The sequence below is a fragment of the Synechococcus sp. H55.2 genome (genome assembly GCF_047462495.1).
GTDB lineage: Bacteria > Cyanobacteriota > Cyanobacteriia > Thermostichales > Thermostichaceae > Thermostichus.
Window position 1 is genome coordinate 1 of record NZ_JANSJH010000073.1, and the last position, 11,909, is coordinate 11,909.

At 61.4% G+C, this 11,909-nt stretch carries 11 protein-coding genes; 5 read left to right on the forward strand and 6 right to left on the reverse strand.

The window, feature by feature from the left end; translation table 11 throughout:
- Position 1: 1 nt before the first annotated feature.
- From sppA to NW844_RS09305, 5 genes are all read right to left on the reverse strand, one after another.
- A complete protein-coding gene (sppA, locus tag NW844_RS09285) occupies positions 2–808 on the reverse strand; it encodes a signal peptide peptidase SppA (protein ID WP_414335107.1) in 807 nt (268 codons plus the stop codon).
- A 73-nt stretch (positions 809–881) separates the two neighbouring features.
- Complete coding sequence (gene fabG, locus NW844_RS09290) at positions 882–1,586, reverse strand: 3-oxoacyl-ACP reductase FabG (protein WP_414335108.1); 705 nt, start codon at positions 1,584–1,586, stop codon at positions 882–884.
- A gap of 82 nt (positions 1,587–1,668) precedes the next feature.
- The gene (rsmA, locus tag NW844_RS09295; protein WP_414335109.1) at positions 1,669–2,499 is read right to left on the reverse strand and encodes a 16S rRNA (adenine(1518)-N(6)/adenine(1519)-N(6))-dimethyltransferase RsmA; all 831 of its coding nucleotides are present in this window, start codon (positions 2,497–2,499) and stop codon (positions 1,669–1,671) included.
- Between the two features lie 37 nt (positions 2,500–2,536).
- Positions 2,537–4,282: a sensor histidine kinase gene (locus NW844_RS09300; protein WP_414335110.1), complete on the reverse strand. Its 1,746-nt coding sequence runs from the start codon at positions 4,280–4,282 to the stop codon at positions 2,537–2,539.
- 45 nt (positions 4,283–4,327) lie between these two features.
- Positions 4,328–5,461: a PIN/TRAM domain-containing protein gene (locus NW844_RS09305; protein WP_414335111.1), complete on the reverse strand. Its 1,134-nt coding sequence runs from the start codon at positions 5,459–5,461 to the stop codon at positions 4,328–4,330.
- Positions 5,462–5,678: 217 nt separating this feature from the next.
- Between NW844_RS09305 and NW844_RS09310 the strand changes: the two genes are divergently transcribed.
- The 5 genes from NW844_RS09310 (at position 5,679) to NW844_RS09330 (ending at position 10,224) form a co-directional block, all read left to right on the forward strand.
- Entirely contained in the window at positions 5,679–5,921 is a 243-nt protein-coding gene (locus NW844_RS09310; RefSeq protein WP_414335112.1) for a NifU family protein, read from the forward strand.
- Between the two features lie 112 nt (positions 5,922–6,033).
- Positions 6,034–7,131 carry an RIP metalloprotease RseP gene (gene rseP, locus NW844_RS09315; protein ID WP_414335113.1) on the forward strand — a complete coding sequence of 366 codons (1,098 nt, stop codon included), beginning with the start codon at positions 6,034–6,036 and terminating at the stop codon, positions 7,129–7,131.
- Positions 7,132–7,137: 6 nt separating this feature from the next.
- Positions 7,138–7,827: an endonuclease III gene (gene nth, locus NW844_RS09320; RefSeq protein ID WP_414335114.1), complete on the forward strand. Its 690-nt coding sequence runs from the start codon at positions 7,138–7,140 to the stop codon at positions 7,825–7,827.
- Positions 7,828–7,904: 77 nt separating this feature from the next.
- Positions 7,905–8,879: an RNase adapter RapZ gene (gene rapZ, locus NW844_RS09325; RefSeq protein WP_414335115.1), complete on the forward strand. Its 975-nt coding sequence runs from the start codon at positions 7,905–7,907 to the stop codon at positions 8,877–8,879.
- Between the two features lie 28 nt (positions 8,880–8,907).
- Complete coding sequence (locus NW844_RS09330; RefSeq protein ID WP_414335119.1) at positions 8,908–10,224, forward strand: gluconeogenesis factor YvcK family protein; 1,317 nt, start codon at positions 8,908–8,910, stop codon at positions 10,222–10,224.
- Between the two features lie 17 nt (positions 10,225–10,241).
- Here the strand turns inward: NW844_RS09330 and NW844_RS09335 are convergent, their stop codons facing one another.
- Complete coding sequence (locus NW844_RS09335) at positions 10,242–11,828, reverse strand: glycosyltransferase family 39 protein (RefSeq protein WP_414335116.1); 1,587 nt, start codon at positions 11,826–11,828, stop codon at positions 10,242–10,244.
- Positions 11,829–11,909: the final 81 nt, after the last annotated feature.

The following is an 11,909-nucleotide window of genomic DNA, read 5'->3' on the forward strand; positions in this document are numbered from 1 at the left end:
CTCAAGAACCGGTGTAGAGCCATAGGGGCAAGCCCGAGGTGCTCACTTCAAACTGCAAACGCGCCAGAGCTTCTGCTGCCGGCAGAAACCGAGACCAGCCTCTGCGCCGGGGGAGCAGATCGTAGAATTTGGCATCTGTCGGCAACCCCGCCAGCTCTGCCGCCAAGAGGCGAGCATCCTCTTCCGTGCCCAAGCGATCCACCACGCCTAGGTGGAGGGCCTGCTCTCCACTGAAAATGCGGCCATCGGCAAAAGTCCTGACCACATTCAAACTCAACTTGCGGGCAGCAGCAACCGTCTGCACAAACTGACCGTAGGTGATATCGATCAACTCTTGCAAGATGTTTCGCTCTTCTGGGGTCAGCTCGCGATCAAACGAGAGAATATCTTTGTAGGGGCCAGACTTGATCACTTTAAATGAAATCCCCACTTTATCCAAAAGACGCTCGATATTATTGCCTCGAATGATCACGCCGATGCTGCCGGTGATCGTTCCTGGGTTGGCGACGATTTTTTCCGCTCCCATGGCGATATAAACCCCCCCAGAGGCGGCAATGTTGCCAAAGCTGGCAACAATGCGGGTGCCTTTTTGTTCCCGCAAACGCAAGAGAGCACTGTAGATTTCTTGGGAGTCGGCCACTGTTCCGCCGGGGCTATCGATGCGGAGCACTAGAGCAGGGAGCTGTTTTTCTTCCACCTCTTTTAGGGCTTTGAGAACGCGCTCGCGGGCTTTGCCATCAATGGCCCCTGCCACCTCGATGCGACCAATTTGCCGACGCAAACCACCCCAGAATAATCGCTTCAGCATAGACAAGAACTGGATTGGGATAAGTACATATTTGTATCATGAATGGCGGCTCGTGGCCCGGTCAACCGGTCGCTTAGACGCTGCCATACACCGGGATCACCGCGCCCCTCAGATCCCGCGCCGCTTCCGAGACCAAAAAAGCGATCACCTGCCCAATGGACTCCGGCTTTACCCACCGCTCGGCTTGCGCGGATCCCATGGCGGCGCGGTTGGCCGGCGTGTCGATGATGCTGGGCAGAATGACGTTGGCGGTGATGTCGGTGCCTTGGGTCTCGGCGGCAATGGTGCGGGTCAGAGCCACCACCCCTGCTTTGGAAGCGCAGTAGGCCGCCAATTGCGAGCCCGGCTCCACTGCGCCGCGGGATCCCACCGTTACAATCCGCCCATAGCCCTGCTGCCACATCTTGCGCAGGCTGTGCTTGCAAGCTAGGAAAGTGGTGGTGAGGTTGAGGTCAAAGTCGCGCCGCCAGTCTGCCAAGCTGTACTCGTGGGTGGGGCCCATGGCAAAGCCGCCCACCAGGTGGATCAGCCCATCTACGCGGGGCAGGTCGGCAATGGCGCGGGCAACCGCCGCCTCGTCCAACAAATCCACTTGCACAAAGCGCACCCGATCCAGAGCACTGGCCGGCAGGCGCTGCCGCAGCACGGCTAGCTCCTCCTCCTGTCGGTAGGTCAGGGTCAGCTCTGCCCCGCTGGCCAGCACTACGGGAACCACCCCCAACCCCAGCCCGCCGGTGCCACCGGTTACAAGAATCTGTTTGCCTTGGTTGTCGAGCATAGGTTCGCCCTTAAAAAGCCTTTCCTCAAGCCAAAAAGCGCTGGGCATCCAGCCACCGTCTTTTCCCACCCTACCGCGATTCTTATTCCTCTTGAGGGGCAGCCTTGGGCGCTTTCTCCAGCAGTAGGTCGCTCAAGGCCAGCCAGTGGGGCAGATCCAGCTCTTCGGCGCGGGCATCGGGGCTGAGGCGGAGCTGAGCCAACGCTGCTGCGACCGCCTCTCGCTCCACCAAGCTCCCCAGGGCATTGGTGAGCTTCTTGCGGCGGGTGGAGAACCCTTGGCGAAGGAGTTGGTGAAACCAGCGGGGATCCCGAGCAGGGGTGGGGGCGGGGCGGGGGGTGAGGCGAATCACAGCGGATTCCACCTTGGGGGCCGGCTGGAAAGCGGTGGGAGGCACTTTACAGATCAGCTCGCAATCGGCCAGATAGCGCGTCCGCAGGCTCAGGGCACCGTAGGCTTTGCTGCCGGGGCCAGCCTGAAGGCGCTCGGCCAGCTCTTTTTGCACCAAGAGGACGATGCGCTCGAACTGTCTGACCGGCTGGGCCGGGGATCCCAGCACTTTCTCCAGAATCGGGCCGGTGAGGTTGTAGGGGATGTTGGCCACCAGCAGGCGGGGCTGAGGCGGGAGCGGCAGGCGAAGAAAATCTCCTTCCACCAGGTGAAAACGCGGCTGGTCGGCAAACCGTTTTTGCAGCAGCCGGCACAGATCCCGGTCGATCTCCACCGCCACCACCTGGACGCCCTGGGCCAGCAATCGCTGCGTCAACTGCCCGGTGCCGGGGCCGATCTCCAGCACCCAAATGGGATCTGCGCCTGCCTGAGAGCCATCCAGGTGGGCAGCCCGCACAATGGCTGCGTGGACAGCGGGATCCTTGAGCCAATGCTGACCAAACCGTTTGCGAGGATGGGGCATAGTTAGGCGAATGATCGAGAAGAAATGGCCGGACGGATCATCGCTGGGCCGGGTGGGGAACAGAAATCAAGGTGGGATCGGTATCCTCAGGTCTATCTTGGGTTGATCCGGCGGCAATTGTCTCTGGGCTTGCATCCCCGCCCAGCAGCGGCCGGCGGTAGAGGGGTACCGTAAAGGTAACGGTGGATCCCAGCCCTTCGCCCAAGCTGTAGAAATTGATCTCCCCCCCCATCGCCTCCACCAGCCGCTGGCTGATGGCCAGGCCCAAGCCCGTTCCCCCATATTGGCGGGTGGTGGAACCATCCACCTGGGTAAAAGCCTGAAACAGCTTTTGCTGCTTTTCCAGCGACACCCCGATGCCGGTGTCGATGACGCGGATGCGGGCCAAACCCGGGTTGCCGGGAAGGATATCCGCCCGCACGGTCACCGAGCCTTTGGGGGTGAACTTGATGGCATTGCCCACCAAATTAAGCATCACCTGCAACAGGCGTTGGTAATCGCCCAAGAGCAAAATCTGATCTGAGGTGTTGGGCAACTGAAAGCTCAGTTGTAGGCCCTTTTGGCTGGCCTGCAGGCTGGTTTTGGCTGCCACATCCTTAAACAAAGCTTGCAGGTCGCAGGGCTGAAACTCCAACTGCATTTTGCCCGCCTCGATCTTGGCGATGTCCAGCACGTCGTTGATCAAGGCCAACAGGTGCAGGGCCGAGCGATAGGCCTCCTGCAAAAAGTCCAGCTCCTCTTCGCGGCTTTCGGCCATCCCGTCCAGCACCAGCTTGATAAAGCCGATGATCCCATTGAGAGGGGTGCGCAGCTCATGGGAAGTATTGGCCAAGAACTGACTTTTCAGTTGGTTGGCCGATTCCGCTTGGGCACGGGCCTGCTCCAGCTCTTTGTTTTTCTGGCGCAGTGTCTGGTTGGCCAACTGCAGGCGGGTGGCCAGTTGGCGGCTTTGATCCAGCAAGATGGCGTGGGCAATCGCCGTGCCCAGATAGGTGGCAATGCTCTGCAGCACCTGGAGGTGGCCGGCCTGCCAAACGGGAACGCCGTTGGGCGGCAGCACTTCCAACCAGAGCAGGCTGTTGGCATAGCCGCGATAGGACATGGCAATGGCCAGACGGCGCTCCATCAGCACCGGCTCTTCCTGCCTCAGGGCCTGCAGCAGATGGGGATAATCCGCCAGTCGCAAGGTCTGGTTCAGCAGCGAGGGATCCCCTGGGTTGCGGCGGTACTCGGCGTTAACCGTGAGGGAATCCTGCCCCACTTCGTAGAGGGCCAGCAGGCAGCGATCCACCCCAAACAATTGCCCCAACTGCTCCACCGTCTGCTGGCACAGCTCGCGAATGTCTAGGGAGTGGCCGATGTTGCGCAGCAACTGGGCCGTGATCCCCTGCACCGGATCAGCCAAGAGGGGATGGGGCTGGGCAGTGGGGCTGCTGGCTCCGCCGGCCAAGTTGAAAGGCGTTGCCCCCAACAGCTTGCCCACCACCGAGACGGCTACCACCGCCCCTTCCATGTCCCGTACCGGGTTGAGGGAGAGATGCAAGTGCAACTTGTAGCGGGGCGAGTTCACCTGACATTGGTAGGAAAGGGGATCCCCAGTCTCAAACACCTGGTTGAGCTGGGCTTCGTACTCCCCGGCGTTGGCCACCTCCCAGATTTGCTGTCCACTCACGATGTGCTGAGGGTGGATGCCATATTTCTCAGCCTCTTCCCAATAAAAACCCCAGAAGCGCCTCTGGCGATCCTGTGTGTAGAAAATCGGAGTGGGTCGAAGCACGCCCATGTGGGAAGAGGCCACCATCGCGTCGGGGAAACACAGGCCCAGAGCTCAGGTTTTCCCTGAGGAGGCTGGGCTGGCGGGATCAGAGGCCGGGCGGGTTAGCGGGGCAGAGTCTTTGCTGAGACGGGCGAAGATCATGCGGCCTGCTGAGGTCTGAATGGCGCTGGTTACCACAACGGAGCGGGTTTTGCCCAAAGAGCGCTGCCCTTCTTCTACCACCACCATGGTGCCGTCCTCCAGATAGCCTACCCCCTGGCCCGGCTCCTTGCCCTCGCGGGTGATCTTGATATCGAAGCTATCGCCGGCAACATAGATGGGCCGCAGCGCCTCGGCCAACTCATGCACATTCAGCACCTTAACCCCCTGCAGAGTCGCCACCTTCTTCAGGTTGTAATCGGTGGTGAGCAGCGTTCCCCCTACAGCTTGGGTAAGGCGCACCAGCTTTTCGTCGACGGTGGTCAGATCGGGATAGTTGGCTTCGTGAATGACGAAGCGCTCAGGATAGGCCTTTCGTAAAGCTTGCAGCGTATCGAGGCCTTTGCGGCCCCGCTCTCGTTTTTGGGCATCGGCCTTGTCGGCGATGGTTTGCAGTTCCGTCAGCACAAAGCGGGGAACCACCAGGGTTCCCTCCAAAAAGCCTGTCTCGATTAACTGGGCCACTCGGCCATCGATGATGGAGCTGGTGTCCAAAACCTTGGCCGTGGCAGCCACCACATTGCCCTCTGCCCAAAGGGCTGCCTGGAGAGCATAGTTGGGGTTCAACAGCCGCAGCAGCGAGGGGCCATGGGTATCGGCCAGGCTGACCCCCAGATAAGCAAAAGCCAAGCTGAAAAAGACCGAAGCCAGCGGCTCGAGAAAGCGGTTGAGTTGAGGGGGCAGCGGCAACAAATATACAGGAGCCATGGCCAAGTTGGCGATCACCAAACCAATCACCAGCCCCACCGAGCGGCTGATCAACACGTCCGGCGGCAGGGAACGCACATTGGCCTCGAAGCGACGGTAGCTCCAGCGCACCAGGGATCCCAGAGCCAGCCCTGCCAGCACGCCGAAGCCGCTGGTGACGACGCGGGCTCCCTCCACATTGGCCCCCTGAATGGCGGCAGGAGGGAGCAGATCCAGGCCATAAAACCCAAGGCCAGCCCCGGCCAACATGAAGATCGCGATCAGTAAAGCGTCTAGCATAAAGAATAAAGACAGCCCTGCTGAGTGGGTAACGCTGCTGGGAATAGGCAAATCCGCTTCCTATTCTAGTCGTCTGGTGTTGGATGGATCCGGACAACCAGACTAGCCCTCTCCCCGCAAGATTCAGACTATGTTGAAATCATAGCGATCCCTGGCTGCCTTGAGGGGGCTGGGGGGAAATCGCTACAATCCAAACTCGATGAGGCTGAAAGCAACCATGGCACAAGCACTGGAACTCAATAGCGCGAACGTCGAGAAAGTCCTAGACGAGCTGCGCCCTTACTTGATGGCCGATGGGGGCAATGTGGAGTTGGTGGAAATTGACGGCCCGGTGGTCAAGCTGCGCCTGCAGGGGGCCTGCGGTGCCTGCCCCAGTTCCACCCTGACCCTGAAAATGGGCATTGAGCGCAAGTTGCGGGAGAGCATCCCCGACATCCTAGAAGTGGAGCAGGTGTTCTGAGGATTCTGCCGCTTCTGGTCTGTTATCCTGGTTCCCTGAGGCAGCAGGCCTGTCCGTCGCCCTGATCCTCTGCCTCTTGGCTTTTCTTCCTTCTTTACCTGCACGCCAGCCCATGCCTGTTCTCCTCTCCATCGCCATTCTCGCCCTGCTGATCCTGGTGCATGAGGCAGGCCATTTTGCGGCGGCCAAGTTACAAGGGATCCACGTCAACCGCTTCTCGCTGGGGTTTGGCCCGGTGCTGTGGCGCTACCAAGGTAAGGAGACGGAGTACGCCATTCGCGCCCTGCCGCTGGGGGGCTATGTGGGCTTTCCCGACGAGGACGAGCGTTCCCCCTACCCGCCCGATGACCCGGATCTGCTGAAGAACCGTCCTGTGTTGGATCGCCTGGTGGTGATGAGTGCCGGGGTGATGGCCAACCTGATCTTTGCCTATCTGGTGCTGGTGTTGATGTTTGCCTCGGTGGGCATCCCATCGGTGGCGCGCATCCATCCCGGCATCCTCATCCCTCAGGTGATGCCGGATAGCCCGGCGGAGCGGGCCGGCCTGCAGGCGGAAGATGTGGTGTTGCGGGCAGCCGACCACGACTACAGCGCCATCGCCGACGAGACGGCGGCCTTGGCAGCCCTGAACGATTTTCAGGCGCTGATCCGCAGCAGCGAGAACCAGCCCGTTGCCCTAAAGGTGCAGCGCGGGGCAGGGGATCCCTTCCAGTTGACGGTGATCCCGGAGCTGCGGGGGGAGACGGTGGCCATTGGGGTGACCTTAGCGCCCAACCAGGAGCTGACCTTGCGCCCCGCCCGGAACCTGGCCGAGATCTTCACAGAGGCTGGAAACGCCTACCAGCGGGTGGTGATGCTGAATGTAAACGGTTTGCGGCAGTTGGTTGAGAATTTTCAAAGCACGGCCACACAGGTCTCCGGCCCGGTGGGGATCGTCAAGATCGGCGCGGATCTGGCGCGGGATGATGCTGCCAGCTTGTTTAATTTCACCGCTTTGATCAGCATCAACCTGGCTTTTCTCAACCTGTTGCCTCTGCCCGCTTTGGATGGGGGGCACATCGCCTTTTTGATCCTGGAAGGGATCCGCGGCAAACGGCTGCCCAAGGAGCTAGAAGACCGGGTGATGCAGACAGGCCTGGTGTTGTTGCTGGGCTTGGGGGTGGTGCTGATCTTCAAAGACACCCTCGCCATCGTTACCGGGTCGGGCTAGGGAAAGATGGCCAGCAAACGGGCCTTGCGCCAGCGCGCTTTGGAGATCCTGATCCGGCTGAAGCGCCACTACCCCAACTCCACTTGTGCCCTCCACTACCAAACGCCGCTGCAACTGCTGGTGGCCACCATTTTGTCTGCCCAGTGTACCGATGAGCGGGTTAACCAGGTCACCCCAGAGCTGTTCCGCCGTTTCCCGGATGCCCAAGCGCTGGCAGCAGCCCCGCGGGAGGAGATCGAGGCCCTCATCCATTCCACCGGCTTCTATCGCAACAAGGCCAAACACATTCAGGAAGCCTGCCGCAAGATCCTGAGGGATTTTGGCGGTCAAGTGCCCCGCACCATGCCGGAGCTGCTCACCCTACCCGGTGTAGCGCGTAAGACGGCCAATGTGGTGCTGGCCCACGCTTTTGGCGTCAATGCCGGGGTTACTGTCGATACCCATGTCAAGCGCCTCAGCCGCCGCCTCGGCCTTACCGAGCACGAGGATCCCGTGCGCATCGAAAAGGATCTGATGCAGTTGTTGCCACAAGCGGATTGGGAAAATTGGTCCATTCGCCTGATCGACCATGGGCGGGCCATTTGCACCGCCCGCAAACCCCTCTGCGAGCAGTGTTTTTTGGCCGACCTTTGCCCCAGCGCCCCTCTCTCGGACGGGAAGACGGACAAAGAAGCAGCGACAGCCGTCCAGACCTGAGCGCCTGGCAGCAGGGATCCGGTTTTTGGGCTTCCCCTCGCCCTAGAATAGGCTGCATGGACGATCAACCGACTAGAGTGACACCTGTTTTGGTTATTGCCGGGCTGACGGGATCCGGGAAAACCCTGGCCATCCAGCAACTGGAACAACTGGGCTACACCGGCCTGGAAGGGATCCCGCCTGGCCAGGTGATCCCTTTGGTGGAGGCGATGCGGCCCCACCACACTGCTTTGGCCCTCAGTTTGAATCTCCACGCCCAGGAGTACCGGGATCAGGTTCCCACCCTGGCTGCCTGGGTGCAATCGCAAGGGATCCCTTTTCTCTTTCTGGAGGCTCGCCCCCTGGTATTGCTCAACCGTCTCAGCGCCCACCGCCGCCCCCACCCCCACCACCCTGGCGGTGGCCTGTTGGAAGCCATTGAGCAGGAAGTGCGCGATCTGGCTCCGCTGCGAGAGCGCTGCACCCACTGGTTGGATACCTCCGACCTCAATGCCCAGCAACTGCGGCAGCAATTGCAAGCTCTGGCCCACGGGATCCCGCAGCCGCTCAACCTGCGGCTGGTCAGCTTCGGCTTCAAGTACGGCGCCCCCCCCGATGCCAACTTGCTCTTCGATGTGCGCTTTTTGCCCAACCCCTTCTTTCAGCCCCACCTGCGCCACCTGACCGGCCAGGATCCGCCCCTGCAGGAGTTCCTGTTTGCCGATCCGGTTACCCAATCCACCTACCAGCACATCGTTTCCCTGATCCAGGCCTTTTGGCCCCACTACCGGGCAGAACGTCGCCCCCACCTAAGTGTGGCCATCGGCTGTACCGGCGGCCAACACCGCTCGGTGGCCCTGGTGGAGCGCCTGGCGCAAGATTTGCGACCTTGGACCGTCCCTGCTGGCAACCCTGCCCTGCCTGCCCTGAACATCCAGGTGCAGCACCGCCATTTGCTGGATTCGCAGCGGGAGCTGGAGGCCCGCTTCGGAGCGCCACCCCCTGACGCTGGCGTAGAACAGCAACAGGTTAGGATCCCTTTGGCCGGCGTTTCTGTACCTCCCCATGGCTAAGCCCAGCAACAAGTCCCTCACTTGGGGTATGCGCCGCCGCAAGACTGCTTGGCCGGGCAGTGGCTGGAAATGGCTCTTTCCCGGTCTGGCCGTTAAGCGCTGGCTCACCCTGGCCGTAGGGGGTGTGCTGCTGATGGTGCTGGGCATCGCCATCTGGACGGAATTGACCCCCATCTTTCGCCTGAAGCGGCTGATCGACATCACCCTGCGCCTGATCACCACCTGGATCCCCAACAACATCAGCGGCCCCTTGGTAACTGGGATCGGCCTGGTGATGGTGGTGCTGGGCTTTCGCAGCGCCATGCGCTCCATCGAAGATGTGCTGATCCCAGAGGGGGATGAGGCGCTGGTGGATAAGCTGCTGTCGCGGCGGCGCCTCAGCCGTGGCCCCCGCATCGTGGTGCTGGGGGGCGGCACCGGCCTCTCCAACCTGCTGCGGGGCCTGAAGCGCTACAGCTCTAACATTACCGCCATCGTCACCGTGGCCGATGACGGGGGATCCTCAGGGCGCCTGCGACGGGAGATCGGCGTGTTGCCCCCCGGCGACATCCGCAACTGCCTCACCGCCTTGGCCAACGAAGAAAAGTTGCTCACGGAGCTGTTCCAGTACCGCTTCCAGGCGGGGGAGGGGCTGAGCGGGCACAGCTTCGGCAACCTCTTCATCACCGCCCTCACCGCCGTAACCGGGGGCGACCTGATCCGGGCCATCACCGCCACCTCGCAAGTCTTGGCCATTCAGGGACGGGTGCTGCCGGCCACGCTGGCGGATGTCACCCTCTGGGCGGAGTTGAGCGATGGCCGCCGCGTGGTGGGGGAGTCCAACATCGCCAAAGCCGGAGGACGCATCTATCGGATTGGCTGTGATCCCCCCAACCCGCCGGCCCTGCCGGAAGTCATCGAGGCCATTGAGGCGGCAGAGTTTGTGGTGCTGGGGCCGGGCAGCCTCTACACCAGCATTATTCCTAACCTGTTGGTACCGGAAATTGTGGAAGCTCTGGCCAAAAATATGGCGCCCCACATCTACGTGTGCAACATCATGACCGAGCCGGGGGAAACCGACGGCTATACCGTTGGGGATCACGTCATGGCTTTGGATCGGGTGGCGGGCGTGCGCCTATTTGACGGCGTGCTGGTGCAGCGGGAGCCGCCTTCCCCACGGGCTCTGGAGCATTACCGCCGCAGCGGCTCCGAGTTTGTGATGTTGGATCCTGACAAACTGGCCTACCTGGGCTGCCGCGCCGTTTTGGCCAACGTCATGCAAGAAGATCCGCAGACCGGCTTGGTGCGCCACAACCCCGAGCGCTTGGCGGCAATGCTGATGCGCTGGTTCGACAGGCACCGATAGGACACTCCGGAGAAGCATCAGCGCTGGCGGGAATAAGGTCGGGGATAGGGGCGGCGCATCTGGCGAGCCAAGTACACCTGAAAGGTTTGTGCCACCACGCCCGCCCGCTGTAGCGGGATCTCTGCCACCGGTTCAATTTGTTCAAAATGGTTGCCGTAGGTGGCCGCGATCCCCGCCCTTGGCTGAAACAGCTTGGAGGTAACCAACAGCCCATTTTTTCCCAGCCAATCTTCAGGTTGCGACCAAAAGGCAAAGCCGCGCAGATCTTCATCCAGGCAGGTGAGGGGCTTATCCGTCAGCGGCGCCAAGGCCATGCCGATCTGGCCGCCCAAAAAGTAGGCGTTGGTGAAGATGAAATCCGCCTCGGCAAGAGCCTGGGCCAAGCGGGGATCCGTCTGCAACTGCCGCCGCAACTGTTCAATTGCAATCAACTGAGTCGAGGGATCCCGTTCCACCGGCCACAGGCCCAGCCCACCGGGAGCCTGGAGAAGGCCGTAGCGCACATGGGCCAGCCCCACCCCCACCAACAGGCCCACCGCCACCGCCGTTCCCGCCAAGAGCCGCTTCGCTCCTGGCCACCTTTCCCAACGGGATCCCAAAAGTAAGCTCAGCACCCAAAACCCCGGCATGGGCCAGGTGGGCAAAATGGGCCGATAGCCCCCCATCAAGGTAAAAGCCAGCACCAGCGGCAGCCCACAGGCCAGGATTAGAAGATGCTTCAGCTCCTGATCCGTGAGGCGTCTTCCCTGAAAAAGCGCCAGCCCCACCCGCCCACCCTCAGCCAAGCTCAGCCCCAGCAAAGGGATCCCCAAGGTCGGGAAAAGATAAAAAAGTTCCTCCAGCACCGTCAGCCCCAGCTCTTGCAGTTGATACCCTGCCTCCGGCACCGCTCGCCCCCCCTGGAAGCGAAAGGAGACCCAATCCTGCTGGGCGTTCCAGATCAGCACCGGGCTGAAGGCCGCCAAGAACCCCAGCACTGCCAAGAGCGCCCATCCCGACCTGAGGGCGCAGCGGTGGGCCGGGCTGAGCAGACAAAAGAGCACCAGGCCAAACCCCAACGCCAGGCCGTGGTATTTGCCCAGGCAGGCCAGCCCCATCAATAGCCCCATCAGCGCCAGCCGCGGCCCCGGTCGGTAGCGAGCTGCCCCATAGGCCCCCAATTTCCCCTCTGCCAAGGGAGCCGGAAAAAACTCCTGGGCAGCCACCCACAGGGTTGCCGCCGTAAAAAACATCAGCGGGCTATCCGGCAGGGTCAGCACTCCAAACCCAATCCAGAAAATGGGCGCGATGCTGATGGTTGCCAGGGTGATCAGCCCCGCCTGCAGCGAAAAAAGCCGCGCCGCCGTGAGGTAAAGCAACAGGGAAGAGCCAGTGTAGGCCAGCAGGGATCCCAGTCGAATCGAAAAAGCCGACACCTGCCCCGTCAAAACAGGCCCCAAGCCCGTTGTCCAGGCCACCAGTGGCGGATGGTCAAAATAGCTCCAGTCCAGATGGCGAGTGTAGAGGTAGTAGTAGGCCTCGTCAAAGCCCGGCGGCAACAGAGCAGCCACCCAGCAGCGCAGAAGCAGGCCCAACCCCAAAATCCACAGAGCAGCTTTCGGCACCACAGGGGATCCCTTTAAGCGCGTGGACAGGTGTTATTGTCTCAGCTTTGGCCGGGCTTGTCCCCAAAAACCCAAGTGGGG

Coding starts and splice junctions, on each gene's coding strand:
- sppA (WP_414335107.1), bottom strand. CDS start 808: ATGCTGAAGCGATTATTCTGGGGTGGTTTGCGTCGGCAAATTGGTCGC.
- NW844_RS09330 (WP_414335119.1), top strand. CDS start 8,908: ATGCGCCGCCGCAAGACTGCTTGGCCGGGCAGTGGCTGGAAATGGCTC.
- NW844_RS09310 (WP_414335112.1), top strand. CDS start 5,679: ATGGCACAAGCACTGGAACTCAATAGCGCGAACGTCGAGAAAGTCCTA.
- rseP (WP_414335113.1), top strand. CDS start 6,034: ATGCCTGTTCTCCTCTCCATCGCCATTCTCGCCCTGCTGATCCTGGTG.
- NW844_RS09305 (WP_414335111.1), bottom strand. CDS start 5,461: ATGCTAGACGCTTTACTGATCGCGATCTTCATGTTGGCCGGGGCTGGC.
- fabG (WP_414335108.1), bottom strand. CDS start 1,586: ATGCTCGACAACCAAGGCAAACAGATTCTTGTAACCGGTGGCACCGGC.
- rsmA (WP_414335109.1), bottom strand. CDS start 2,499: ATGCCCCATCCTCGCAAACGGTTTGGTCAGCATTGGCTCAAGGATCCC.
- NW844_RS09300 (WP_414335110.1), bottom strand. CDS start 4,282: ATGGGCGTGCTTCGACCCACTCCGATTTTCTACACACAGGATCGCCAG.
- nth (WP_414335114.1), top strand. CDS start 7,138: ATGGCCAGCAAACGGGCCTTGCGCCAGCGCGCTTTGGAGATCCTGATC.